Annotated in this window: 24 protein-coding genes; 15 read left to right on the plus strand and 9 right to left on the minus strand. The window is 72.6% G+C overall.

Features of this window, described 5'->3' with window-relative positions; translation table 11 throughout:
- Window positions 1–1,122 (plus strand): CHAT domain-containing protein (locus AB0J39_RS17030; protein ID WP_363465324.1); only part of this gene is annotated, 1,122 nt, incomplete at its 5' end.
- A gap of 128 nt (window positions 1,123–1,250) precedes the next feature.
- Window positions 1,251–2,231, plus strand: a complete 981-nt coding sequence (locus tag AB0J39_RS17035) for a pyridoxal-phosphate dependent enzyme (RefSeq protein ID WP_363465327.1) — start codon at window positions 1,251–1,253, stop codon at window positions 2,229–2,231.
- A 33-nt stretch (window positions 2,232–2,264) separates the two neighbouring features.
- Here the strand turns inward: AB0J39_RS17035 and AB0J39_RS17040 are convergent, their stop codons facing one another.
- The 4 genes from AB0J39_RS17040 to AB0J39_RS17055 form a co-directional block, all read right to left on the minus strand.
- Window positions 2,265–3,077, minus strand: a complete 813-nt coding sequence (locus tag AB0J39_RS17040) for a sulfurtransferase (RefSeq protein ID WP_363465330.1) — start codon at window positions 3,075–3,077, stop codon at window positions 2,265–2,267.
- 142 nt (window positions 3,078–3,219) lie between these two features.
- Window positions 3,220–4,416, minus strand: coding sequence for a nucleotide pyrophosphatase/phosphodiesterase family protein (locus tag AB0J39_RS17045; protein ID WP_363465333.1), 1,197 nt, complete (start codon window positions 4,414–4,416; stop codon window positions 3,220–3,222).
- Between the two features lie 29 nt (window positions 4,417–4,445).
- Entirely contained in the window at window positions 4,446–5,039 is a 594-nt protein-coding gene (locus tag AB0J39_RS17050; RefSeq protein WP_363465336.1) for a DUF5998 family protein, read from the minus strand.
- Window positions 5,040–5,121: 82 nt separating this feature from the next.
- Window positions 5,122–7,758 carry a GNAT family N-acetyltransferase gene (locus tag AB0J39_RS17055; protein WP_363465339.1) on the minus strand — a complete coding sequence of 879 codons (2,637 nt, stop codon included), beginning with the start codon at window positions 7,756–7,758 and terminating at the stop codon, window positions 5,122–5,124.
- Between the two features lie 277 nt (window positions 7,759–8,035).
- Between AB0J39_RS17055 and AB0J39_RS17060 the strand changes: the two genes are divergently transcribed.
- Window positions 8,036–8,929, plus strand: coding sequence for a sugar kinase (locus AB0J39_RS17060; RefSeq protein ID WP_363465342.1), 894 nt, complete (start codon window positions 8,036–8,038; stop codon window positions 8,927–8,929).
- 23 nt (window positions 8,930–8,952) lie between these two features.
- On the opposite strand, the gene AB0J39_RS17065 is transcribed toward AB0J39_RS17060, so the two are convergent.
- Together AB0J39_RS17065 and AB0J39_RS17070 are read right to left on the minus strand one after the other, a co-directional pair.
- Entirely contained in the window at window positions 8,953–9,531 is a 579-nt protein-coding gene (locus tag AB0J39_RS17065; protein ID WP_363465345.1) for a hypothetical protein, read from the minus strand.
- A gap of 146 nt (window positions 9,532–9,677) precedes the next feature.
- Window positions 9,678–11,789, minus strand: a complete 2,112-nt coding sequence (locus AB0J39_RS17070; RefSeq protein WP_363465347.1) for a RecQ family ATP-dependent DNA helicase — start codon at window positions 11,787–11,789, stop codon at window positions 9,678–9,680.
- A 96-nt stretch (window positions 11,790–11,885) separates the two neighbouring features.
- On the opposite strand from AB0J39_RS17070, the gene AB0J39_RS17075 reads away from it, so the two are divergent.
- On the plus strand, window positions 11,886–12,461 hold the full coding sequence (locus AB0J39_RS17075) for a GNAT family N-acetyltransferase (RefSeq protein ID WP_363465350.1): 576 nt from the start codon (window positions 11,886–11,888) through the stop codon (window positions 12,459–12,461).
- 189 nt (window positions 12,462–12,650) lie between these two features.
- Window positions 12,651–15,182, plus strand: coding sequence for a DNA topoisomerase IV subunit A (locus tag AB0J39_RS17080; RefSeq protein WP_363465353.1), 2,532 nt, complete (start codon window positions 12,651–12,653; stop codon window positions 15,180–15,182).
- Between the two features lie 44 nt (window positions 15,183–15,226).
- On the opposite strand, the gene AB0J39_RS17085 is transcribed toward AB0J39_RS17080, so the two are convergent.
- Window positions 15,227–16,183 carry a helix-turn-helix domain-containing protein gene (locus tag AB0J39_RS17085; RefSeq protein ID WP_363465356.1) on the minus strand — a complete coding sequence of 319 codons (957 nt, stop codon included), beginning with the start codon at window positions 16,181–16,183 and terminating at the stop codon, window positions 15,227–15,229.
- 170 nt (window positions 16,184–16,353) lie between these two features.
- On the opposite strand from AB0J39_RS17085, the gene AB0J39_RS17090 reads away from it, so the two are divergent.
- The 3 genes from AB0J39_RS17090 (at window position 16,354) to AB0J39_RS17100 (ending at window position 17,403) form a co-directional block, all read left to right on the plus strand.
- Window positions 16,354–16,539, plus strand: a complete 186-nt coding sequence (locus tag AB0J39_RS17090) for a hypothetical protein (protein ID WP_363465359.1) — start codon at window positions 16,354–16,356, stop codon at window positions 16,537–16,539.
- 230 nt (window positions 16,540–16,769) lie between these two features.
- Window positions 16,770–17,114, plus strand: coding sequence for a hypothetical protein (locus tag AB0J39_RS17095; RefSeq protein ID WP_363465362.1), 345 nt, complete (start codon window positions 16,770–16,772; stop codon window positions 17,112–17,114).
- A 1-nt stretch (window position 17,115) separates the two neighbouring features.
- Entirely contained in the window at window positions 17,116–17,403 is a 288-nt protein-coding gene (locus tag AB0J39_RS17100; RefSeq protein ID WP_363465364.1) for a hypothetical protein, read from the plus strand.
- Between the two features lie 4 nt (window positions 17,404–17,407).
- On the opposite strand, the gene AB0J39_RS17105 is transcribed toward AB0J39_RS17100, so the two are convergent.
- Window positions 17,408–17,782, minus strand: a complete 375-nt coding sequence (locus AB0J39_RS17105; RefSeq protein WP_363465367.1) for a VOC family protein — start codon at window positions 17,780–17,782, stop codon at window positions 17,408–17,410.
- Between the two features lie 137 nt (window positions 17,783–17,919).
- On the opposite strand from AB0J39_RS17105, the gene AB0J39_RS17110 reads away from it, so the two are divergent.
- The 7 genes from AB0J39_RS17110 (at window position 17,920) to AB0J39_RS17140 (ending at window position 21,972) form a co-directional block, all read left to right on the plus strand.
- Window positions 17,920–18,420 (plus strand): carbonic anhydrase, encoded by a 501-nt coding sequence (locus AB0J39_RS17110; RefSeq protein ID WP_363465369.1) that lies wholly within the window; start codon window positions 17,920–17,922, stop codon window positions 18,418–18,420.
- A gap of 194 nt (window positions 18,421–18,614) precedes the next feature.
- Window positions 18,615–19,622: an SPFH domain-containing protein gene (locus tag AB0J39_RS17115; RefSeq protein ID WP_363465371.1), complete on the plus strand. Its 1,008-nt coding sequence runs from the start codon at window positions 18,615–18,617 to the stop codon at window positions 19,620–19,622.
- Window positions 19,623–19,637: 15 nt separating this feature from the next.
- Entirely contained in the window at window positions 19,638–19,958 is a 321-nt protein-coding gene (locus AB0J39_RS17120; protein WP_363465373.1) for a hypothetical protein, read from the plus strand.
- Between the two features lie 35 nt (window positions 19,959–19,993).
- Entirely contained in the window at window positions 19,994–20,266 is a 273-nt protein-coding gene (locus tag AB0J39_RS17125; RefSeq protein WP_363465375.1) for a hypothetical protein, read from the plus strand.
- A gap of 224 nt (window positions 20,267–20,490) precedes the next feature.
- A complete protein-coding gene (locus AB0J39_RS17130; protein WP_363465378.1) occupies window positions 20,491–20,985 on the plus strand; it encodes a carbonic anhydrase in 495 nt (164 codons plus the stop codon).
- A gap of 62 nt (window positions 20,986–21,047) precedes the next feature.
- Window positions 21,048–21,476: a DUF6210 family protein gene (locus AB0J39_RS17135; protein ID WP_363465380.1), complete on the plus strand. Its 429-nt coding sequence runs from the start codon at window positions 21,048–21,050 to the stop codon at window positions 21,474–21,476.
- A gap of 199 nt (window positions 21,477–21,675) precedes the next feature.
- The gene (locus tag AB0J39_RS17140) at window positions 21,676–21,972 is read left to right on the plus strand and encodes a hypothetical protein (RefSeq protein ID WP_363465384.1); all 297 of its coding nucleotides are present in this window, start codon (window positions 21,676–21,678) and stop codon (window positions 21,970–21,972) included.
- 35 nt (window positions 21,973–22,007) lie between these two features.
- Here AB0J39_RS17140 and AB0J39_RS17145 read toward each other — a convergent pair whose 3' ends face one another.
- Window positions 22,008–24,080 carry a DNA topoisomerase IV subunit B gene (locus AB0J39_RS17145; RefSeq protein WP_363465386.1) on the minus strand — a complete coding sequence of 691 codons (2,073 nt, stop codon included), beginning with the start codon at window positions 24,078–24,080 and terminating at the stop codon, window positions 22,008–22,010.
- Between the last annotated feature and the right edge of the window lie 146 nt (window positions 24,081–24,226).

Genomic DNA, 24,226 nt, shown 5'->3' on the forward strand with positions numbered 1-24,226 from the left:
GCGTTCGGCCGGGAGATCGCCCTCGACCGGGCCGGGCGGACGGGAGACGCCCAGCCGGTGCTCGAATGGGCCGAACGGTGCCGGGCGGTCGTGCGCGGCGCGGCGGCTCCCGCGTTCCGGGCTCCCGGCGCCCCGCCCGCCGGGGCGGGGATCCTGGTGGAGCTGGTGCGGCGCGGCGACGACCTGTTCGCCGTCACGGCCGGCCCGGAAGGGTGTGCGCTGCGCGCGCTCGGCTCCTACCAGGCCGCGGTGGAGGCGACCGTCCGCATCCGGTACGGCCTGCGCCGCCGCAACCTCCGCGATACCTCCGGCGACACGGACGCCCGCCACGGAGCGGCCGGCGGGGCGGTCGTCCGCGAGCTGTCCGCGCTCGACCGCGTTCTCCTGTCCGGTCCCGGCACGCTCACCTGCGCGGGGAGCCCGCCCGGCGGGCCGGTGACGGTCGTGCCCACCGGAGCGCTGTGCACGCTGCCCTGGCCACTGCTTCCCTCGCTGCGCGGGCGGCCGGTGTCGGTGGCGGCCGACGCCACCGGGTGGCTCGCCCCGCGCCCCGGCCCGGCCGGCGCCCCTGTGGTGCTGTCGGTCGCGGGACCTGGGCTCGACCACGCCGCCGCCGAGGCCGACATGGTCGTCGCCGCGCACGCGCGGGCGCGGCGCGCCGGCGCCACCAGGGCGGAGGTGCTCCGCGCGCTGGAGCTGGCCGACGTGCTCCACGTCGCCGCCCACGGGATGTTCACCCCGCGCGGGCCCATGCTGTCGCGGATCACGCTGGACGACGGGCCGCTCATGGCCTACGACCTGCTGACCGCGCGGCGGATCCCCCGCCTCGTCGTGCTGTCGGCCTGCGACGCCGGGATGGCGCACGCCCCGGTGGACGGCGCGGCGCTGGGCCTCGCCGGGGCCTTCCTCGACCGCGCCGCGCACACCGGAGTGGCGGGGTGCGTGGTGGCCGGGGTCGTGCCGGTGCGCGACGACGAGGCTCTGGCGCTCATGACGCTCTTCCACACGCTGCTGGCCGAGGGCCGATCCCCCGCCGAGGCGCTCGCCCGGGCGGCCGAGAAGACGGCCGTGCCGGGCTTCGTGTGCTTCGGCTCCGGCGACGCGCCCTTCGGCACCGGCTGACCCCCACGCCCCGTCCCGTCGCCGCACGGCACGCCCTCTCCGCCGGCGCCTCGCCTCCGCGTACGGCAACCGGCCGCCGGGCGTTCGCACCGGACCGGACAGCGCCCACGGGGCTACGCTGCTGTGCCGTGCAGCAGACGCGCCTCGACACCGCTCGGATCCGGGCGGCCCGCCATGTGATCGACCCGCTCTTCCTCGACACTCCGCTCTACCGCTGCGAGGCGCTGGAGCCCGTCCTCGGGTGCGCGGTGAGCGTCAAGCTCGAAACGGCGAACCCGGTGCGCAGCTTCAAGGCCCGGGGCACCGAGGTGATCGCGAGCCTGCTCGCGGGGAACGGCTCGCGGGCCGTGGTGTGCGCCAGCGCGGGCAACCTCGGCCAGGCCCTCGCCTGGTCCGGTCGCGGCCGGGGGCTCGACGTCACCGTCGTGGCATCCCGCTTCGCGCCGGCGGCCAAGCTCGATCGCATCCGTGCCTTGGACGCCAGGCTGGAGCTGGTGGACGGCGACTTCGACACGGCTCGCGAGCGGGCGGCGGCCATCGCGCGCCACGACGGCATCCGCCTGGTCGAAGACAGCCTGGACATCGAGACCTGCGAAGGCGCGGCGACCATCGGCCTGGAGCTGACGGACACCGCGCCCTCGTTCGACACCATCCTGATCGCTCTCGGCGGCGGGGCGCTGGCCACCGGTGTGGGTCACATGGTGAAGTCCTCGGCGCCCGGAGTCGAGGTGATCTGCGTCCAGCCGCTGGGCGCACCGGCGATGACACACTCGTGGCGCCGACGGCGCGTCGTCACCACCGACTCGGCCGACACCATCGCCGACGGCGTCGCCAGCCGGCGTCCCATCCGGGCCGTCCTGGACGACCTCCTCGTGGTCGCCGACGACTGCGTGCTGGTCCGGGAGGCGTCGATCATCGCCGGCATGCGGATGCTCCTCGACCACGCCGGCCTCGTCGTCGAACCGTCGGCCGCGCTCGGCATCGCGGCGATCCTCGAGAATCGCGACCGCTTCGCCGGCCGGCACGTGGTCACCGTGGTGTGCGGCAGCAACGTCGACATGGACGCCTATCGCCGTTGGGTCGGCGCGGCTCCCGCCCACGGGTCCTGACCCCTCCCCGCCGGGACCACAGCGTGAGGCCCGTCAGCCGGTGGCGACGGGCCTGCCGGGATCGGCGACCCAGTTGGACCACGAGCCGACGTACAGGGCCGCCGGCAGCCCGGCGATCTCCAGCGCGAGCACCTGGTGGGCGGCCGTGACCCCGGACCCGCAGTACGCGCCGACGGGCACGCCCTCGACCGCGCCGAGGCTGTTGAAGCGCTCACGCAGGAACTCCCTGGCGTGGAACCGCCCGCCGGGCTCGACGTTCTCACCGGTCGGAGCGCTGACCGCGCCGGGGATGTGCCCGGCGACCGGGTCCATCGGCTCCACCTCGCCCCGGTAGCGCTCGGCCGCCCTGGCGTCGAGCAGCACGCCGTCGGCCGCCAGCGCGGCGGCCCCGCCCGCGTCGAGCACCGGCATCCCTCCCGGCCGCGCCGTGAAGTCACCGCGCCGCACGGGCCCCTCCTCCTTGGTCACCGGCAGCCCGGCCCGCGTCCAGGCCCGCAGCCCGCCGTCGAGGACGCGCACGTCGCCGTGGCCGAAGTAACGCAGCGTCCACCAGGCCCTGGCCGCCGCCGTCGAGTCGGCCTCGTCGTAGACGACCACCGGCCGGTCCTGCGACACCCCGAGGCGGCGCATCGCCTCCTGGAACGCCTCCGGCGCGGGCAGCGGATGCCGTCCGGCCGGTCCGGGCGGGGCGGCGAGATCGGCGTCGAGGGCGCAGAAGACCGCGCCGGGGACGTGGCCCTCGCGGTACGCCTCGATGCCGGGCGGTCCACCCAGCCGCCACCGGACGTCGAGGATCACGGCCTCGCCGATCGCGGCGAGCTCCTCAGGAGTGATCAGCGGGCTCATGCCATCTCCTCGCCTTCGGCTCGGTGTCGGACGGTGCCGCAGCCATTGTGCCGTGCGGCGGGCCGGCGTCGGCGCATCCCCGCCGCCGGCGCCCCCCGGCGATCTCGCGAACGGGCGTCAGCGACGGATCTCGAGGAAGGCGTCAGCGGCGGATCTCCACCAGCGGGACGTTCTGCTCGGCGGAGGTCAGCGAGCCGTGGTAGCCGATCATCGACGACTCGACCGGCTCGTCGGCCGAGGCCACGATCACGCACTCGCCGTACGGCACGGCCACCACGTCTCCGACCCGGCCGAGCCACTCGCGGCGGACGCGGCGGCCGAACCAGCCCGCGGCGACGGCCTCCTCGCGGGTGACCACCCAGGCGCGCCCGCGCAGGGCCTCCCGCCAGGTCTCCAGCACCGCATCCGCCGCGCCGGGGGAGGTGTAGACGTGGCGCACGCGGGCCTCACCGCCCAGCATGAGCACGCCCTCCCGCAGGTCGGGGCGGAGATCCACGTCGACCTTGTCGGCGGCGTTGACCATGCCGTGGTCGGCCGTGACGTACAGGACCGCCCCCGGCGGCAGGCCTTCTGCGATGCGCTCGGCCATGCGGTCGGCCACGGCGAGCTTCTCGAGCCACTCCCCGCTGCCCCACCCGTGGAAATGCCCCACGCGGTCGACGTCGCCGTAGTAGACGGTGACGAACCCGCTCTCGCGCATCGCCTGCCGCACCGCCTCGACGCGCTCGCCGGGGGTCTCGGCCGCCCGGTGGCGCATCCCCCGGTAGACGGCGCGGGTCAGTCCGGTGCCGTCGAACGAGGCGGGCGCCACGTAGACGGGATCGACCCCGGCCGCCGCCATGCGTTCGTAGACGGTCGGCACGGGCTGCCACACGTCCGGGTCGATCGGCGGGCCGGGTGCCGTCCAGCGCAGGCAGTTGAACAGCCGCCCCTCCCCCGGGACGGCCATCTGGATGCCGATCATGCCGTGCTCCCCGGGATCGGCGCCGGTGCCCAGGGTGGCCAGACTGGTCGGGGTCGAGGAGGGGAAGCCGGCCGTGAGCGTCCCGCGCAGGTGGGCCGACAGGAACGGCGCGGCGCCCGGATGCGCGGCCAGGAGCTCGGCCCCGAGGCCGTCCACGAGGAACAGGCACACCCGGGCGGCCGGCTCCAGCGCCAGCCTCGCGGCGCCCGGCAGCCCGAGGGAGGCGAGCAGCGAGCCCGGCAGATCGGCCAGCGAGGCCGTGCCGTACGCGGGCACGTACGGCACGGGCGTGGCCGGCGGCACAACGGGAGACGCGGTGGACGACGTTCCCGAGGGCGTCACTGCAGACGTCGCGGGGGGCTGGGGGTCGCTCACGTCGCCTCCCGGCGGCTCGAGGAGGGCGGTCAGGAAGTCGCCGTCGTGGCGGTGGCCTCCGACAGGGCCTTCGCGAAGGCCAGCACGTGGGTGACGGCCTCGGGGCCGTCGGCCGCCTCGCTGACCCGGAGGGACAGGTCGTCGGCCGTGATCGCGCCGGTGTAGCCGTGGTCGGCCTCGCAGTTCTCGTCGCCGCAGGTCGCCGGTTCGAGATCGACGTGGGAGATCGCGCCCCAGCCGATCGTCAGCGTGACCTCCGTCGGGGGGACGCCCGGCACGTACGACGCGGGGTCGGGCACGACCCTGGTCACGGCGACCGACTGGATGCGGCTCAGCCGCACCGCCTCGGTGGTGGTGGAGGCGTGCGAGGCGGGCATGCCCTCGGCGGGCGGGTGCTCGTCGGTGTGGCAGACCAGCAGCCGGGTGGGCGAAAGGACCAGGACCGTGACGTGCCTGCGCACCTCCATCGCCGGGTCGAACGTGGCCTCGTGATGCACGACGTACGCCGTGACCTGCTCGTTGCCGAGCGCGGAGTCGACGGCGTCGGCCACCAGATCCGGGTAGTAGCCGCTGCGATCTATGGCCTCGCGCAAGCCCGCGGCGGAGACTCGGGTTTCCCTCATGGATCCATCCTGCCCTGTAAGGGACACCTGTTTCACACCCCGGCGGTACGGGTTTTCCGTCCGGGTCCCGGCGCCCGGCCGATCAGCTCAGCCGCCGGGGGCCGACGTCGGGGCGCAGCGCCGTGACCGGCCGCAGGACGGCCCGCGCCCCGAGCACGGCCACGCCCGTCGCGCTCACCAGGACCTGGTCGAGGTCCATCCGGGCGACCTCGGGCAGGGCGTCGGCCAGCAGCCCCACGCGCACCAGCAGCTCCTCCAGCGCCTCCACGGCCACCGCCTGGTAGCCGTACTCGCCGAACAGCAGCGGCGCGGCGCGGACCGACCGCACCAGCCCCGCCGCGTCCTCGGCGGTGAGCGGCGCGAGGCGGTAGGCCTGGTCGCCGAGCAGCCGGGCGGTGACCTCGCCGAGGCCGAACGTGACGACCGCGCCGAAGTAGCGGTCCTGGGTAACGCCGACGACGGTCGGCACCGAGGGCTGCGGCGCCATGCGCTGCACCGCGAGCGGGGTGTCCGGCCCGAGCAGGGCCGCGAGGTCCGCGTACGCCTGCCGGACCCCGGCGGGCTCGGCGAGGCCGATGCGCACGGTGCCGGCGCGGCGGGCGTCCTCGGGGTCCGCCGACTTGACCACGACGGGCCAGCCGATCCGCTCGGCGGTGACGACGGCCTCATCGGCGTCGGCCGCGACGTGCGCCGGCCACACCTCGATGCCGTGGCAGGCCAGCAGCGCCGTCGCGTCGATCTCCCGCTCCTCGCCGTCCGCCCCCTCGCCGGCGAGCTCGGCGTCGACGATCCGCCGCGCCGCCGCCGTGTCGATCCCCTCGACGTACGGGACCGTGCCCGGGGGCTGCCGGCGCCAGTGGGCGTAACGCACCACGTGGGCCAGCGCGCGGACGGCCTCCTCCGGGGCGGGGTACGACGGGATCGACCCCCGCTGGGGGGACTCGTCGCCCGGGCCGCCCGGCACCCGCAGCTCCGGCGGCATGCCCAGTTGTCCCTGGAAGGTGGCCAGCACCGGCTTTCCCGACTCCCGAGCGGCCTCCAGCAGCGCCTCGGCCACCTCGCGGCAGTCGCCCGGGATCGGCGGCATGTAGATCGCGACGGCGGCGTCCACCTCGGGCAGCACGCTCCGCAGCGCCTCGGCGAACTCGCCCGCCCCCGCCTGGGCGCCGAGGTTGACCGGCGGGCGCGGCTCCAGGCCCGCGCCGGCGCAGGCCTCCTCGGCGAGCAGCGTGAGCGCGTCGGAGTTGCCGACCACGCCCACCCGGGGTCCGGCCGGCAGCGGCTGGTGCGCCAGGAGTTCGGCGACGTCGAACAGCTGCACCAGGTCGTCCACCCGGATGACCCCGGCCTGCGCGAACAGCGAGCTGAGCGCGGTGTCGGGCAGGGCGAGCACCGGCGCGCGATGCCCGCCGGGGACGCCGCGCGACTTGACCACCACGATCGGCTTGGACCGGGAGATCCGCCGGGCCAGCCGGGTGAATTTGCGCGGGTTCCCGATGGACTCCAGATACAGCAGGATCACGTCGGTCGCGGGGTCCTCCTCCCAGTACTGGAGGAGGTCGTTTCCGGAGACGTCGGCGCGGTTGCCGGCCGAGACGAACGTCGAGATGCCCATGCCGCGCTGCGCCACCCGCTGCAGCAGGGCGGTGCCGAGCGCGCCCGACTGGCTGAAGAACCCGACCCTCCCCCGCCCCGGCAGGGTCGCCGCGAGCGTCGCGTTGAGCCGGACGGCGGGGTCGGTGTTGGCGATGCCCAGGCAGTTGGGCCCCACCACCCGCATGCCGTATCCCCGGGCGATGTGGACCAGTTCCTCCTGGCGCGCCCGGCCCTCCGGCCCGGTCTCGCCGAACCCGGAGGAGACCACGACCAGGCCCTTCACGCCCTTCCGCGCGCACTCCTCGACCAGTTCGAGCACGCCCTCGGCGGGGACCGCGAGCACGGCGAGATCCACCTCGCCGTCGATCGCGGACACGTTGCGGTAGGCCCGCACGCCGGCCACGGCCCGTACGTGCCGGTGGACGGGGTAGACGGGCCCCGTGAAGTCGGCCGCGAGCAGGTTGCGCAGGACCGTCTGGCCGATTCCGCCCGGTTCGCGGCTCGCGCCGATGACCGCGACCGACTCCGGCGTCAGCAGGCGGGCGATCGAGCGCGCCTCGGCGCGATGCTCGCGGGCGAGCCGGACCTCCAGCGCGGTCTCGGTGCTGGACAGGTCGAGCGTCATGCGTACGACGCCGTCCTCGAACTGGCTCTGCGCCGTGTAGCCCGCCTGGCGGAACAGGCCCATCATGCGGTGGTTGCCCGGCAGCACGTCCGCGATGAACGTCTTGATCCCGCGCTCGCGCGCGGCGGCCCGCAGGTGCTCCATCAGCACCGAGGCCACGCCCCTGCCCTGGTGGGCGTCCTCGACGAGGAAGGCAACCTCGGCGTGGTCGCGCGGCTGCACCCGGTCGTACCGTACGACCGCGACCATCTCGGTGCCGATCGTGGCGATGAGGGCGACCCGGTTGTCGTAGTCGACGTTGGTGAACCAGACCACATCCTTGTCGGTCAGCCGCGGCCGTGGCCCGAAGTAGCGGAAGTAGATCGACTCCGCGGACAGGCGTGAGTAGAACGAGCGCAGCATGCCGGCGTCGTCCGGCCTGATCGGGCGGACGTGCGCGGTGCCGCCGTCCGACAGCACGACGTCCGCCTCCCAGTGGGCGGGGTACTGAGGGTCCACGCAATCGAGGCTAGCGGTGCCTGGCTTGGCCTGGATTGAGAGATTCGTTACGACTGACGGGCCCGTCTCGCGAGACCGCTTATAAGGGATCTACCAGCCGTGACGAGACGAATTGGGCAACGCTTGTGCATCGACTGTGCCCGTCTGTCCGCTCTCCACCCCACGACGCCCCTGGAAGCTGTTAGGTTTCTGGACGTCAGCCTCACAGCACGGAGAGAACGCCGCCCCTCCCAGGGCATGGCTCGCCTCCACTAGCAGTTGGCAAGGTGGTGACATCATGACGCGGGTCGTCGTGGTGGGCGATCTCATGACGGACGCGGTCGCCCGCGCGAAGTTCCCTCTTGCCAGGGCGAGCGACACCCCGGCCGTCGTCACGATGCACGGCGGCGGTTCCGGCGCCAACATCGCCTCCTGGCTCGCCGTGGAGGGGTCGGAGGTGGCCTTCATCGGCCGCCGCGGCGCCGATATCACCGGCCGCAACCGCGACATGGAGCTCATGGGGTACGGCGTGGACGCCCGGCTCGTCATGGACCCCGAGCGGCCGACCGGCACCTGCGTCGTGCTCGTCACGCACAAGGGCGAGCGGACCATGCTGTCCGACCCCGGCGCGAACGCCGCGCTGTCGCCCGAGGACCTGCCGCGCGACCTGTTCGCCTCCGGCGGCCACCTGCACGTGTCCGGCTACACGCTGATCAACGAGGGGTCGCGCGACGCCGGCCTCGCCGCGCTCGACATGGCCCGGCGCGCCGGCATGTCGATCTCGGTGGACTGCGCCTCCTCCGCCCCGCTGGAGCGGACCGGCGCCGAGCCCTTCCTGGAGTGGACCGACGGCGCGAAGCTGCTGTTCGCCAACGCCGACCAGGCCAAGGTGCTCACCGGCAGGGACGACCCCGCCGCCGCGGCCAAGGTGCTGACCGCCTGGTTCCCCCAGGTCGTGATCAAGCTCAACGCCGACGGCTCGCTCTGGTACTCCAACAACCGTCCCGAGCCGGTCCGGGCGCCCGGCGAGGTCGTCGACCGCGTGGTGGACGGCACCGGCGCCGGCGACGCCTTCACCGCCGGCTTCCTGCCCGTCTGGCTCGACGGCAAGCCGGCCGCCGAGGCGCTGGCGGCGGGCAACACCCTCGCCGCCAGGTGCATCTCCAACCTCGGCGCCCGCCCCCGGCTCTGACCCTCCCGTTCGGAAGGTCCGATTCAGAACGGGCTGCGCGCGAGCGCGACCGGCCGCGCGGGGCGTACGCGCATCAGCGGCACGAAGGCCAGCAGGAGCAGCGCGGCTCCCAGCGGGATCAGGTCCTTGTTCGCCAGCGGGAGCACGGCCTGCACGAGCACCAGCGCCGGGCTCCACCACGGCACCCGCCGCTGGGACGCCAGCCGGGCCACCAACGTCACCATGCCCACGTAGAACAGCAACGGCACGACGGTGTAGACGGCCGGTTCGACGCCCGGGATCGCCTTGACGGCCTCGAAGTGCGGCCCCATCGCGTCATGGTCGGCGGACAGGAAGCCGACCACGATGTCGATCGTGAACTGTGCGGCCAGCGCCAGCGCACCGGCGAGACCGGCGGCGTATCCCGCCGTGGCGGTCAGCCCGCCGCCGGCCATCGTCCGGAGCCGCCCGAAGATCCAGACGAAGAGGACCAACGCCGCCAGGAAGAACAGGTGCCCCACGGTCCAGGCCGGGCCGGGTCCCCGGCTGCCGTCGAGACCGTCGAGGACGCGGGCGACGCCGTACGCGCCGACCAGGGCCGGAGCCGCAACAAGTGATCTCATGGCGACAAGTGTGGTGATCGGGCCCCGCCCCGGGATGGGGCGATCACCCTGACCTCACCCTGGCCCGTCCCGGAGCCGAATCCCGGCTCGCCGCCCCCGCGCGTCAGGGGCGCGAGGTCCGGCCCCGGGCCGGGCTCGGGAGTCGCTCAGTTCGTGACGGCGAGGGCCAGGGGCAGCACGGCGGGCGCCCCGGCGTGACGGATCTGGGCGGCGGCCAGCGCCATCGTCCATCCGGTGTCGACGCGGTCGTCCACCAGAAGCACCGGCCCGCCCGCCGCCGCGATCCTCGCGGCGACGTCACGCGGCATCGCGAGCGTCCCCCGGATCGCCGCCACCCGCTGGGCGCTGTTGTGCCTGGCCGCGGGCGGCCCGCTGCGGTAGCCGAGCGTCCCGAGATGCTCCAGCCGGCCGACCTGGGCGAGCCGCTCGGCGAGCGATCCGACCAGGAGCGGCCGCGTGCCCGACGGCAACGCGACCACCGCCACCGGGCGCCGCTCCCACTCCCACGACTTCAGCACCTCGATCACGGCCGCGAACACGTCGTCGGGGACCGGGCCGTCCCCCGCCGCGAACAGCTCGCGCAGCCGGGTGCCCCAGCCGATGTCGGTCAGACGGCCGAGCGCGCGGCCCGGCTCCGCCCCCAGCTCCGGCTTGATCCGGCCCTTCAGGTCCGGCAGGCCGGTCGGCCACTGGCGGCGCGGCTCGATCTCGACGCCGGGGCGCGCGAGGCGCTCGTGCGCGGACCGGACGGCCTCGTCCGGCACCTCGGCGGAACGGTGGGCGCCGGTGCAGTTGTCACACCTGCCACACGGTGTCGCCGACTCGTCGTCGAGGTGACGGCGCAGGTACTGCTCCCGGCACTCGGTGGTCGCGATGTATCCGAGCATCGCCTCCTGCTCCGCCCGGCGCTCGGCGGTCACCCGGGCGTAACGCTCGGCGTCGTAGCTCCACGGCTCGCCGGTGGCCTCCCAGCCGCCCTTGACCCGGCGTACGGCGCCGTCCACGTCGAGCACCTTGAGCATCATCTCCAGCCGGCTCCGGCTGAGGTCGACCCTCGTCTCCAGCGCGGCGGTGGACAGCACTCCCCCCTCGGCCAGCGCCTCCAGCGTGGCCCTGACCACGCCCTCCGGCGGGAAGGCGAGCGAGGCGAAGTAGGCCCAGATCTCCCGGTCCTCGGGGCCGGGCAGCAGGATGACCTCGGCCCGCTCGACGCCGCGGCCGGCCCGGCCCACCTGCTGGTAGTAGGCCACCGGCGAGGCGGGCGCGCCCACGTGGACCACGAAGCCCAGGTCGGGCTTGTCGAAGCCCATCCCGAGCGCCGAGGTCGCCACCAGCGCCTTGACCCGGTTGCCGAGCAGGTCCTCCTCGGCCGCCAGCCGGTCCGCCGGCTCGGTCTGGCCGGTGTACGCCACGACGGTGTGCCCCTGCTCGCGCAGGTATGCCGCGATCTCCTGGGCCGCCGCGACGGTCAGCGTGTAGACGATGCCGGAGCCCGGCAGCTCGTGCAGCGTCCTGGCCAGCCAGGCGAGCCGCTGGTCCGCGCCGCCCAGCCGTACGACGCTCAGGTGGAGGCTCTCGCGCTCCAGCGGACCGCGCAGGACGAACACCTCGCCCCCGGGCAGTTCGTCCCACTCCTGGGTGACGGCGAGCTGCTCGGCGACGTCACGGGTGACCCGGGCGTTCGCCGTGGCCGTCGTGGCCAGCACGGGGATGCCCGGCGGCAGCTCGGCCAGCAGCGTGCGGAGCCTGCGGTAGTCGGGCCGGAAGTCGTGGCCCCAGTCGGAGATGCAGTGGGCCTCGTCGATCACCAGCAGCCCCGCGCTGCCGGCCAGCTCGGGCAGCACGTTGTCGCGGAAGTCGGGATTGTTCAGCCGCTCGGGGCTGACCAGCAGCACGTCGACCGCGCCCTCGGCGACCTGGCCGTAGACCTTCTCCCACTCCTCGGGGTTGGCGGAGTTGATCGTCTCGGCGTGGATGCCGGCCCGCTCGGCCGCGGCGATCTGGTTGCGCATGAGCGCCAGGAGCGGGGAGACGATGACCGTGGGCCCCTCGCCGAGCTCGCGCAGCAGCGCGGTCGCGATGAAGTAGACGGCCGACTTCCCCCAGCCGGTGCGCTGCACCACCAGCGCGCGTCTGCGGTCCATGACCAGGGCCTTGATCGCGGCCCACTGGTCGTCGCGCAGCCGCGCGTGATCGCCGGCGAGCGCCCGCAGCCGGGCCTCGGCCTCTTCCCGCAGCGTCACCTCTTCTTCGCTCACCCGCCCATTGGTACCAGGTCCGGCCGACCGTTTCCGCCGCGACGGCGAAGCGACCGCACCGGCCCGTACGGGCGACGTGGTTGGATGTCTCCCGTTATGGACGTGACCACTTGGTATCTCGAACAGACCAGCCCCGCAGACCTCCGGCCGGGCCGGCCGCCCGCGCTCCCCGCGCAGGTCGTCCGCGCCGAGGTCCCCAGCCCGGAGTTCAGCCGCTTCCTCTACACCGCGGTGGGCGGCGACTGGCAGTGGACCAGCCGGCTGCCGTGGACCTGGAAGCAGTGGAAGGACTGGCTCGACCGGCCGGGCGTCGAGACCTGGGTGGCCTGGGTGCGCGGCACCCCCGCCGGGTACGCCGAACTGGGGGCCCAGGACGACGGCACGGTCGAGATCGTCAACTTCGGGCTGCTGCCGTACGCGATCGGGCAGGGCCTCGGCGGGTGGTTGCTGGGCGAGGCCGCGGCACGCGCCTGGGACCTCGCCGAGCGCTGGCCGGGGCGGGAGGCCACGCGGCGGGTCTGGGTGCACACCTGCTCGCTCGACGGACCGGCGGCGCTGGCGAACTACAAGGCACGCGGCTTCCGGATCTACGACGAGAAGCTCAACGTCCCGGGTGACGAGGACGAGGGCGAGACGCCCGGCCCCTGGCCCGGCGCCGGTCCCCGCGACTGACCGTCCCGGGGGCCGCAAGGGCTGTCCCGTCGGGGAAGCCGGGACGGCGGGCGCGGGCCCGGCGATATGGTGTGAGTCGCGAACAGGGTGAACTCTCGGCAGAATGTTCGAGAGACGCACCACCGACGTTGACCTTCCCCGGCTCCGACGGGCCGGGGCCCGGCTCCTCGACACGCAGGAAACCACGACATGGCCCGACGCACGACGACACCCCCGCCGGACGAGGACTTCGAGGAGCGGATCGTCGACATCGACGTCTCCGCGGAGATGCGGACGAGCTTCCTTGAGTACGCCTACTCGGTGATCTACCAGCGCGCGCTGCCCGACGCGCGCGACGGCCTCAAGCCCGTGCAGCGCCGCATCCTCTACTCCATGAGCGAGATGGGCCTGCGGCCCGACCGCGGACACGTCAAGTCCTCCCGCGTCGTCGGCGAGGTGATGGGCAAGCTCCACCCGCACGGCGACTCGGCCATCTACGACGCGCTCGTACGGCTCGCGCAGCCGTTCTCGATGCGCCTGCCGCTGGTGGACGGGCACGGCAACTTCGGATCTCCCGACGACCTGCCGGCCGCGATGCGGTACACCGAGGCCCGCCTCGCCCCGGCCGCCATGCTCATGGTGCAGTCGATCGACGAGGACACCGTCGACTTCAAGCCCAACTACGACGGCCAGGAGACCGAGCCGTCGGTCATGCCGTCGGCGTTCCCCAACCTGCTGGTCAACGGCGCCTCCGGCATCGCGGTCGGCATGGCCACCAACATGGCCCCGCACAACCTCGGCGAGGTCATCGCGGCGGCCCGCTACCTGATCAGGAAGCCGACCGCCACACTGGACGAGCTCATGCGCTTCGTCCCCGGCCCCGACCTGCCGACCGGCGGCACGATCATCGGCCTGGGCGGCGTCAGGGACGCGTACGAGACCGGCCGCGGCACCTTCAAGATGCGGGCCAAGGTCACGATCGAGCAGGTCACCCCGCGCCGCAAGGGCATCGTCGTCACCGAGCTGCCGTTCAACGTGGGCCCCGAGCGGGTGGTCACCAAGATCAAGGAGCTGGTGAACGCCAAGAAGCTCACCGGCATCGCCGACCTCAAGGACCTGACCGACCGGCACAAGGGCCTGCGCCTGGTCGTCGAGGTCAAGAACGGCTTCAACCCCGAGGCCGTGCTGGAGGAGCTCTACCGGCTGACGCCGATGGAGGAGACCTTCGGCATCAACAACGTCGCCCTCGTCGACGGCCAGCCGCGCACGCTCGGCCTGCGCGAGCTGCTGTCGGTCTACGTGGACCACCGGCTCGACGTCGTGCGCAGGCGCTCGGCGTACCGGCTGCGCAAGCGCGAGGAACGGCTTCACCTCGTCGACGGCCTCATCATCGCGCTGCTCAACATCGACCAGGTCATCCGGGTCATCCGGAACTCGGACGACACGGCGCAGGCCCGCGCGCGGCTCATGGAGACCTTCGAGCTGAGCGAGATCCAGGCCAACTACATCCTCGACACCCCGCTGCGCCGCCTGACCCGCTACGACAAGCTGGAGCTCGACCGGGAGAAGGAGCGGCTCCTGGCCGACATCGCCGAGCTGAACGAGATCCTCGGCTCGGAGGACCGGCTGCGCAAGGTCGTGTCGTCCGAGCTGGCCGAGGTGGCCAAGACGTACGGCACGCCGCGGCGCACGGTCCTGCTCGAGTCGTCGGAGGCCGCCAGGAGCGCCGTCGTGCCGCTGGAGGTGCCCGACGATCCCTGCCTGGTGCTGCTGTCGTCCACCGGCCTGCTCGCCCGTACGACCGATGCCACGCCGATCTCCGGCGAGGGCGAGCGCACGGCGCACGACGTGCTCGTGTCGGTGGTCCGCTCGACCGTACGCGGCGAGGTGGGCGTGGTGACTTCCAAGGGCCGGTTGATCCGGGTCTCGGTGCTCGACCTGCCCGCGCTGCCGCCCTCGGCCAACCCGCCCACGCTGGCGGGCGGGCACCCGGTGTCGGAGTACGTCTCGCTCGAACCGGACGAGAAGGTCGTCGGCCTGGGCTCGCTCGACCCGGACGGCCCGGGCCTCGCGCTCGGCACCAGCCAGGGCGTGGTCAAGCGGGTCGTGCCCGAATATCCCGTCAACCGCGACGAGTTCGAGGTGATCGGCCTGCGCGACGGCGACGTGGTGGTCGGCGCCGCCGAGCTGACCTCCGCCGACCACGACCTGGTCTTCATCACCAGCGACGCGCAGCTGCTGCGCTTCCCCGCCTCGGCCGTACGACCGCAGGGACGCCCGGCCGGCGGCATGGCCGGCGTGCGCCTCGACGGCGACGCGAAGGTGGTCTTCTTCGGCGTGGTCGATCCGGCCCGTGAGGCGCGTGTGGTGACAGTCGCCGGCTCCTCGACCGCCCTGCCCGGCACCCAGATGGGCGCGGGCAAGGTTTCCGACTACGCCGATTTCCCGCCGAAGGGCCGGGCGACCGGCGGCGTCCGCGCTCAGCGCTTCCTGAAGGGCGAGGACGTCCTGCTGCTCGCCTACGCCGGCCCGGCCCCGGTGAAGGCCGTCTCCTCGACCGGAAAGCCGGTGCCGCTGCCGGAGGAGCTGGGCCGCCGCGACGGCTCGGGCGTGCGCCTCGTGCACGCCATCGCCGCGATCGGCGGCGCGCTCGGCGCGGACGGCGACGACGACGAGGCCGCCGTGACCGAGGGCGGCATGGCCACCACCGGCGACACCGGAGGCGAAGAGCCGGTCTCGTAGCCGTCATGGAGTCCGCCCGCCGCGGGTGGCGGGCGGACTCCGGCTCAGGTGACGGCGGGGCCGCTCCGGAAGGACGAGCGGTACGCCTGCGGCGTGGTCCCCACGACCCGCTTGAACCGCTCCCTGAACGCGGTCGGCGACCCGAACCCGGCCTGCGCCGCGATGCGCTCGACGCCGTGGTCGGTGTTCTCCAGCAGGTACTGCGCCCGCCGCACCCGGGCCCGCAGCAGCCACTGCAGCGGAGTGGTGCCGGTCTGCTGACGGAAGCGCCGGCTGAAGGTGCGCTCGCTCATCCCGCCCCTGGCCGCCATCTCCGCCAGGGTCAGGTCCCGGCCGAGGTTGTCCTCGATCCACGCCAGCACCGGCTCCAGCAGTGAGCCGCCGGGCACCGGCGGATGCTCGTGGACGATGAACTGGGCCTGGCCGCCCTCCCGTTCGAGCGGCATCACCGACAGGCGGGCTGCGTCGGCCGCGACGGCCGAGCCGTGGTCACGCCTGATCATGTGCAGGCACAGGTCGAGTCCGGCCGCCGCGCCCGCGGAGGTGAGCACCTGCCCGTTGTCGACGTACAGCACGTCCGGCCGCACGTCCACCGAAGGGAACCGCCGGGCCAGCTCGGGCGCCGCCGCCCAGTGGGTGGTCGCCCGCAGGCCGTCCAGCAGCCCGGCCGCCGCGAGCGTGAACGCGCCCACACAGATCGAGGCGAGGCGGGTGCCCCGCGCGGCGGCCTCGCGCAGCGCCTCCAGCGCCTCGGCCGGGGGCGGCCCGGCCCGCTCCGAGCAGCCGGGCACGATGACCGTGTCGGCCTGCGCCAGCGCGTCCACGCCGTACGGCACGCGCAGGGCGAACACCTCGGTCGCCACTTCGGGGGCCGGCCCGCACACCCGCACACGGTACGGCCTGCGGCCGTCCGGCAGCCGGGTGCGACCGAACACCTCGATCGGGGTCGCCAGGTCGAACGGCACGACATGGTCCAGCGCCAGGATCGCCACGGTGTGCACGATCGCACCATAGACGGAATCCCGCCAGTAGGAGCACCTGTGCTCTCGTGTGAACGGCCTGATAGCACGTCTTGGCGGAAATCCGTTGGTCTTTGTCGTTCTCGCCGCTGGGATCGACGACGGCCGCACTCCTACGGTTGGTGACCGCACACCCACGAGGAGAGATGCCGATGCAAGCACAGTTCGTGCTGTTCGACGGGTTCGACCCCCTGGACGTCCTCGCGTCGTACGAGGTCCTGACGGTGGCCGCGATGTTCGCCCGGGCCCCGCTGACCGCCACGCTCGTCACGGCGGAGGGAGCCCTGGAGATGGCGAGCGGCATCCCCGGCCCGTCGATCGGAGTGCGCACCCGATGACCGCGTTCTTCCTGGCCGTCCACGTCCTCGCCGCGATCCTCGCGATCGGCCCGGTCGCCGTGGCGGCGAGCATGTTCCCCGCCGCCGCACGGCGTGCGGCGGCGGGGAACACAGGTGACCGGAACACAGGTGACCGGAACACAGCGGATCGGCACACAGCGAATCGGCACACAGCGAATCGGCACACAGCGAATCGGAAGACAGCGGATCGCACCACACAGGCCGGCGGCTTGGCGGTGCTCCGCGTCCTGCACCGCGTCTGCCGCGTCTACGCCGTCGCGGGTCTGGCCGTGCCGGTCTTCGGGTTCGCCACGGCGAGCGCCCTAGGTGTGCTCGGCGACGCCTGGGTCATCGCGTCCGTCGCGCTCACCGGCGCCGCGGCCGCGATCCTGGCCCTGGCCGTCCTGCCCGGCCAGGACGCCGTCCTAGCCCGGCTCGCCGCCGGGGATCCCCCTGCCGTAGACGCCGGGACCGGGGTGGCGAGACTGGCGATGCTGACCGGCGTCTTCAACGTGCTGTGGGCGGCCGTCACGGTGCTGATGATCGTCCGCCCCGGCTCGACCACGGGAGTCTGACATGTCGCGCCCTCGCACCGCCCTGCGTGCCGCCGCCGCCGTCGAGCTGGGATCCCTGGCCGTCCTCCTGGTCAACCTGGCCACCACGCACCTGCCGGCCGTGTCCTCGCTCGTCGGCCCGCTCCACGGCTGCGCGTACCTGTTCGTCGTCGTGGCCGCCGCCCGCGACGCGGGGTGCGACCCGGCAGGCAAGGCGCTGGCCTGGCTGCCGGGGATCGGCGGCCTTCTCGTGCTGCGGCGCCTCACGGGCACGCCCCGGGGGAAGGCCGTCTCCGAGTCCCCGCTGTGAGGCGTCAGCCCGACGAGACGCACAGGCAGAACGGGTGTCCCGCGGGGTCGAGGTAGACGGTCCACCCCTGCCCTTCGCCGGGCTGGTGCTCATGCCTGACCGCGCCCAGGGCCAGCGCCTCCTTCTCCGCCCTGACCGAGTCGTCCACGACCAGGTCCAGGTGGAACTGCTGCGGGTGCCCGGCGTCCGGCCACTCGGGCGGCCTGTGGCCGGGCACCCGCTGGAAGGAGAGACGGCCCTGGTCGTCCCCGTCGAGGGTGACCCAGTCCTCCTCCTCGCTCGTGACCTTCCAGCCCAGCAGCCCGGCGTAGAAGGCGGCCAGGGCCCTGGGGTCCGGGCAGTCGAGCACCACCGAGTACATCCGTGCGACACCGCTCATGGGCGACCTCTTTTCCGATGAGAACAACACCAGTGAAAACCCTATACCGGTGTCGCATCGGAGAGCCAGCCGCCGCGGTGGCGAAAATCCCCACCCCCACAGGGAGCGGCGAAATGGCATCGGGCAACATCTGTGACATGACCGCTGCCTTCGACGATCTGCTTGCCGCCAACGAGAAGTACGCGAGCACGTTCACCCACTCCGGACTCAGCGGCCGCGCCGCGCGCGGGCTCGCCGTAGTGACGTGCATGGACTCCCGCATCGACCCCCTCGGCCTGCTCGGCCTGACCGCCGGCGACGCGAAGATCCTGCGCAACGCCGGCGCCCGGGTGACCGACGACGTCCTGCGTACCCTCGTCCTCGCCGTCTACCTGCTCGGCGTCGACCGCGTGCTGGTGATGCCGCACACCGACTGCCGGATGTCCAAGTCGACCGACGAAGACGTGCACAACCTCATCGCCGCCGAGCACGGCGTCGACACCCGGAGCCTGGAGTTCCAGACAGTCCCCGACCAGCGGGCCGCGCTGCGGCACGACATCACCCGCATCAAGTCCAGCCCCTACCTGCCGCAGGACCTCGTCGTGGGCGGCGCGCTGTACGACGTGCACACGGGACGGCTCCAGCCCGTCGAGCTCTGATCCACGGTCCCGTACGGCGGGCTCCCCCCGGGCCTGCCGTACGGGGCCGGCGGGGACGTCCACGGGACCGGCGGCGCGCTTCGGCGGCGGGACGGAACCCGGCCGGGAGACTGCTACGTTCTTCTGCTGGATCGCGAAAACGCGCGCCTCTCCCCCGGTCACACCACCGGTTCCGAGCCCCCACAGGAGCCCGCATGCCCCGCACCCCCTCCGCCGCCTCAGGCGGCACGTCGCGCCGTTCCTTCCGCGGCATCGCCATCCTGGTGATCCTCGCGCTCATCGTCGTCGGCGCGCCGGCCCTGATCGGCGCGTTCGGCGGGTTCGAGCGCACCAGCGGCGGAGAGGTGGCGGTCGTCCGCGACGGCGGGCCGCTCGACGACAACAAGGTCCGCCAGGTCATCGACCCCGGCTCCGGGGTCACCTGGATCGGCTGGTGGTCCCAGATACACCGCTATCCGGCGCAGCAGCGCTTCTACACGATCACCTCGAACTCCGGCGAAGGCGAGAAGTCCGGCGTCGACGTGGTCAACGTGCCGAGCAGCGACGGCGTCAACATGGGCATCGAGGGCACGCTGTACTTCGGGCTCAACCTCGACCACCAGACGCTGAAGTCGTTCGACGACAAGTTCGGCACGCGCAAGTTCCGCAGCACCAACGGCGGGAGCTACTACCCATGGGACGGCGACGAGGGCTGGTCGGCCTTCCTCGACCAGATCATCCGGCCGGTGATCGACAACGACCTGCGCACCCAGATCAACAACTTCCGCTGCGCCGAGCTGGTCTCCTCCTGCGCGCTCGTGCAGAACAACAGCGCCGGTCAGCAGTCGGGCGTGCCGCAGCAGGGCAACAACGCGAACATCGCCAAGATCCAGAACGCGGTGAACACGAGCCTGGCCGAGGACCTCAAGTCGACCCTCGGCGCCGACTTCCTCACCGGCATCCACTTCAACCTCTCACGGGTGACCCTGCCCACCGAGGTGCAGGAGGCGGTCAACCAGGCGCAGGCCGCGTTCGCGAAGGTCACGGAGGCGCAGGCCAAGGTCGCCCAGGCACGCGCCGAGGCGGAGGCCAACAAGGCCCGGCAGGACGGCTACAACAAGTGCCCCACCTGTGCGGAGATCGAGAAGCTGAAGGCTCTGCCCCAGGGCATCACGGTGTACGCGCCGGGCAATACTGGAGGCGTCGCTCTGCCCACCAAGTAGGGAGCCGGGACCCCGATGCGCCTGCTCGCCCTTCCCATCACGCTCATCGTCATCGCGATACTCGTGTATCTGCTCGTGACGCTCACTCGCGGCGGGAAACCGGCGTCCCGGCGGGAGGCCGCCGGCGCACCCCGCTGGGAGACCGACACGGTCATGGAGAACGGGTGGACCCTGATCGTCGTACGCAAGGTCGCCCTCGGCCCCGCCGGGCCGGTGGAGCTGGCCAGGCAGACGGTCAGGGCCATCAAGGACGACGACCCGAACTGGGACGAGCTCTACCGGGAGGCCATGGTGGAGGCCCGCAACCGTGTCAGCACGCTGGAGATCGAGTCCTGAGCCCAGCCGGAGGGCGGCGAAAACAGCCCTACTCGGTGAACGGCTCCCGCACCCGGGCGACGTCCTCGGCGGGGAGAGGCGGCACGGTCACACTGCTCTTCCGGCCGCGACCACGCCCGGGAAACGGCGCGTTTGGCCGCTTCCGGACACCGCCCACCGGATCGGGCGACTTCCTAGCCCGGGAGTGCACGGGACCGGGCACCGGCGTCGCGGGGACGATCACTCTCGACACCGGGACCTACCACTGCCGCCGGGTGGTCCGCGTCACCGACACGGAACCCCTCTACATCGCCGGGCACGACTGCTGAGCTCACGACGGTGAGCCGGTGCCCGCCGGCACCGGCTCAGGCGTCGATGTGATCGCGGTCCACCTCGGCGGCGCCGCCGACGATGAACGCGCGGCGCGGACCGGCGCCGCCCGTCGATGACCATCGGGCATCCTCACTTCACCCACAGTCACAATACCTATTGACCCGGTAGGGATAATCGGCAACAGTGGGGCCAGCGATTCCAGCGATCCGAAAGGCACCACATGAGCGTCACCGACGAGCTCCTCGCCAACGCCGAGCGATACGCCGCGGGTTTCGACAAGGGGCACCTGCCGCTGCCTCCGGCGCGTGGCGTTGCCATCGTCGCCTGCATGGACGCCCGGCTCAACGTGTACGGCCTGCTGGGCCTCACCGAGGGCGACGCGCACGTCATCCGCAACGCCGGCGGCGTGGTGACCGCGGACGAGCGGCGCAGCCTCGCCATCAGCCAGCGCCTGCTCGGCACCCGGGAGATCATCCTCATCCACCATACGGACTGCGGCATGCTGACCTTCACCGACGACGAGTTCCGCCGGGACATCGAGGCGGAGACCGGGATCAAGCCCGACTGGGCCGCCGAGGCCTTCCCCGACCTCGACGCGGACATGATCCAGTCGCTCAACCGCGTCAAGGCCGACCCGTTCATCCCGCACAAGGACTCGGTGCGGGGCTTCGTCTACGAGGTCGAGACCGGGCGCCTCCGGGAGGTCAAGCCCTGAACCCGCGCACCGGCCGGTCCGAGTCGTTGATCTCGTGAGGGACGGTCCGGGAGACTGCCGCCATGAGGACGCCACGCTTCGTCTTCCTCGATCCCGACGGCACGAGCGGCGGCCGCTGGCTGTACGTCGTCGTGGAGGCCGCGACCGGGGTCTTCTACCAGCAGCAGTACGGCGGCACGGCCTGCCGCCAGGGGCAGGTGGAAGGCTTCCTCGTCCCGGTGTACGACCTTGACGCTCTCGACGCGCTTCGCGACGTGTTCGAGAAGGACTTTCGTCGCGCCGGCACCTGGAACCACCCGTGGCCGGACGACGAGCGGAACAGGCTGCGCGACATCGTCGGATCCATCCCCTACTGGACGTGCGACGGGAACGCCGACGGGCGGCACGACCTGCGGCTGGACGAGAGCCGGATCCGCGAGGTGGACGAGGCGTGGGTTCCGGTGGCCACACCCGACGGCCCCGGAGTGCTCATGTGGCGCAACTCGGACTGAGCCCGCCGGAGGGCGGCGAACACGGCCCGCTCGGGGGACGACTGCGAACGCGCGGGAGGGGAGGCCGGATCATCGGTTGCCCAGAGACGGCTGAGGTCACCGGAACTGGCCGCTTCCGGACACCGCCTGCGAGGTCGGGCCAGGGTTGTCCGGGTAGGGAGGCATGCGTCCGCACACCTCCCCGGGAAGGACGCCCCCCATGAAGGCTTTGGTCACGCGCGTGTCCACGATCTGCGCCGCGATCACCCTGGCGAGCGCCGTCACCGCCGCGCCCGCCGCGGCCCAGGGCGCCGCCACCTACACCTGCACGAGCGGCGACCGGTACTTCTTATCCGACATCGTCGGTTACTTCATCATCGCCAACGGCTGCACGGGGCCGAGCACCACCGGCACCGTCGGCGGGGGGACGGTCGCCATCCCGTTTGGGATCTACGGCTGCCGGACGGTGAACTTCCATCCGGAGGTCATGGACCTTCTCACCGCCCAGGGATGCTGAGGTCACGACGGTGAGCCGGTGCCCGCCGGCACCGGTCAGGCGTCGATGTGGTCGCGGTCCACCTCGGCGGCGCTGCCGATGATGAACTCGCGGCGCGGGCCGACGTCGCTGCCCATGAGGAGGCTGAAGATGTGCTCGGCATCCTCCACGTCCTCGATCTTGACGCGGCGCAGGACGCGGTGACGGGGGTCCATGGTCGTCTCGGCCAGCTGGTCGGCGTCCATCTCGCCGAGGCCCTTGTAACGCTGCACGGGGTCCTTCCAGCGCTTGCCGCGCCGCTCCAGGTCGCGCAGGACCTTGTGCAGCTCGGCGTCGCTGTAGGTGTAGATGTACTTGTCCTGGCCGCGCCCGGGGTTGGTGACCTCGATACGGTGCAACGGCGGCACCGCGGCGAACACCCGCCCGGCCTCGACCATCGGCTTCATGTAGCGGTGGAAGAGCGTGAGCAGCAGGCAGCGAATGTGCGCGCCGTCCACATCCGCGTCGGCCATTAAGATGATCTTCCCGTAGCGGGCCGACTCGATGTCGAACGAACGGCCGGACCCCGCGCCCACCACCTGGATGATCGCCGCGCACTCGGCGTTCTTGAGCATGTCGGCGACCGACGCCTTCTGCACGTTCAGGATCTTGCCCCGGATCGGCAGCAGCGCCTGGAACTCCGAGTCGCGGGCGAGCTTGGCCGTGCCCAGCGCGGAGTCGCCCTCGACGATGAACAGCTCACTGCGGTCGACGTCGTCGCTGCGGCAGTCGACCAGCTTCGCGGGCAGCGCCGAGTTCTCCAGGGCGGACTTGCGCCGCTGGTTGTCGCGGTGCACGCGGGCGGCGATGCGCGCCTTGGCAGCGGCGACGATCTTCTCGAGCACCGCGCGCAGCTGCTGCTTCTGCCCCCGCTTGGGGCTGGCGAACAGCGCCTTGAGCTCCCGGGTGACCACGTGGGCGACGATGCGGCTGGCCGCGGAGGTGCCGAGCACCTCCTTGGTCTGGCCCTCGAACTGCGGCTCGGGCACCCGCACGGTGACCACCGCGGTCAGCCCTTCGAGGATGTCCTCCTTGGTCACCGGCTCGTCGCCGTTCTTCAGCAGCCGTGTCTCCCTCAGCTGCTCGTTGATCGTGCGGACCAGCGCCCGCTCGAACCCGGCGACGTGCGTGCCGCCCTTCGGCGTGGCGATCACGTTCACGAAGGAGCGTACGGTCGTCTCGTAGCCCTTCCCCCAGCGGACCGCGACGTCGACGGTGAGCTCCCGCTCGATCTCCGTCGGCGTCATGTGGCCCTGCTCGTCGAGCACGGGGACCGTCTCGTGGAAGTGGCCCTCGCCCTGCAGCCGCAGCACGTCACACACGGCCTCGTCACGGGACAGGAACTCGGTGAACTCGCCGATGCCGCCGTCGAAGCGGAACGACTCCTCGACCGGCTCCTCGCCGCGGGCGTCGCGCACCACGAGCGTGAGCCCCGGCACCAGGAAGGCCGTCTGGCGCAGCCGCACGTGGATCTCGTCGAGCGAGACCTCCGCCTCGGGCAGGAAGATCTGCCGGTCGGCCCAGAAACGCACGCGGGTGCCGGTGACGTTGCGCGGGGCCGGGCCGCCGTCGCGCAGGCCGGACTTCTTGCGGAACTTGGCGGACGGGCCGTCGCCGTCGAACACGCCGGGCACGCCCCGGCGGAAGCTGATCTGGTGGACCTTGCCGTCGCGGTCGACCTCCACGTCCACCCGGGAGGACAGCGCGTTGACCACCGAGGCGCCGACGCCGTGCAGGCCGCCCGAGGCGCCGTAGGAGCCGCCGCCGAACTTGCCGCCCGCGTGGAGCTTGGTGTAGACGAGCTCCACGCCGGCCAGGCCGGTCTTGGGTTCGACGTCGACGGGGATGCCGCGCCCGTTGTCGTGGACCTCGACCGAGCCGTCCGGATGCAGCTCGACCTCGATGCGGGTGCAGTAGCCGCCCAGCGCCTCGTCGACCGCGTTGTCCACGATCTCCCAGAGGCAGTGCATGAGGCCGCGCGTGTCCGTGGAGCCGATGTACATCCCCGGGCGCTTGCGGACGGCCTCCAGGCCTTCCAGCACAGAGAGATGACGGGCGGTGTACCCCGTCTCCGCGCGAACCGCAGTCACACCCAACTCCCACTTATCAATCGAACACGCGTACGCAGCTTAACGCCACTCATGTTTGTACGCGTACAAGCTTGCCAGGCGCAGCACGATGACCGGCACTTTCACTGTGATCCCGGTCACTTTCCGGATCATTCTGCTCTCGGCGT

Source organism: Microbispora sp. NPDC049633 (assembly GCF_040675265.1).
Lineage (GTDB): Bacteria > Actinomycetota > Actinomycetes > Streptosporangiales > Streptosporangiaceae > Microbispora > Microbispora maris.

Excerpts from the sequence above, each read along its gene's own strand:
- AB0J39_RS17075 (WP_363465350.1), top strand. The coding sequence starts at position 11,886 with ATGGACGTGACCACTTGGTATCTCGAACAGACCAGCCCCGCAGACCTC.
- AB0J39_RS17105 (WP_363465367.1), bottom strand. The coding sequence starts at position 17,782 with ATGAGCGGTGTCGCACGGATGTACTCGGTGGTGCTCGACTGCCCGGAC.
- AB0J39_RS17110 (WP_363465369.1), top strand. The coding sequence starts at position 17,920 with ATGACCGCTGCCTTCGACGATCTGCTTGCCGCCAACGAGAAGTACGCG.
- AB0J39_RS17140 (WP_363465384.1), top strand. The coding sequence starts at position 21,676 with ATGAAGGCTTTGGTCACGCGCGTGTCCACGATCTGCGCCGCGATCACC.
- AB0J39_RS17100 (WP_363465364.1), top strand. The coding sequence starts at position 17,116 with ATGTCGCGCCCTCGCACCGCCCTGCGTGCCGCCGCCGCCGTCGAGCTG.
- AB0J39_RS17135 (WP_363465380.1), top strand. The coding sequence starts at position 21,048 with ATGAGGACGCCACGCTTCGTCTTCCTCGATCCCGACGGCACGAGCGGC.
- AB0J39_RS17115 (WP_363465371.1), top strand. The coding sequence starts at position 18,615 with ATGCCCCGCACCCCCTCCGCCGCCTCAGGCGGCACGTCGCGCCGTTCC.
- AB0J39_RS17080 (WP_363465353.1), top strand. The coding sequence starts at position 12,651 with ATGGCCCGACGCACGACGACACCCCCGCCGGACGAGGACTTCGAGGAG.
- AB0J39_RS17050 (WP_363465336.1), bottom strand. The coding sequence starts at position 5,039 with ATGAGGGAAACCCGAGTCTCCGCCGCGGGCTTGCGCGAGGCCATAGAT.
- AB0J39_RS17130 (WP_363465378.1), top strand. The coding sequence starts at position 20,491 with ATGAGCGTCACCGACGAGCTCCTCGCCAACGCCGAGCGATACGCCGCG.
- AB0J39_RS17040 (WP_363465330.1), bottom strand. The coding sequence starts at position 3,077 with ATGAGCCCGCTGATCACTCCTGAGGAGCTCGCCGCGATCGGCGAGGCC.
- AB0J39_RS17120 (WP_363465373.1), top strand. The coding sequence starts at position 19,638 with ATGCGCCTGCTCGCCCTTCCCATCACGCTCATCGTCATCGCGATACTC.
- AB0J39_RS17060 (WP_363465342.1), top strand. The coding sequence starts at position 8,036 with ATGACGCGGGTCGTCGTGGTGGGCGATCTCATGACGGACGCGGTCGCC.
- AB0J39_RS17065 (WP_363465345.1), bottom strand. The coding sequence starts at position 9,531 with ATGAGATCACTTGTTGCGGCTCCGGCCCTGGTCGGCGCGTACGGCGTC.
- AB0J39_RS17090 (WP_363465359.1), top strand. The coding sequence starts at position 16,354 with ATGCAAGCACAGTTCGTGCTGTTCGACGGGTTCGACCCCCTGGACGTC.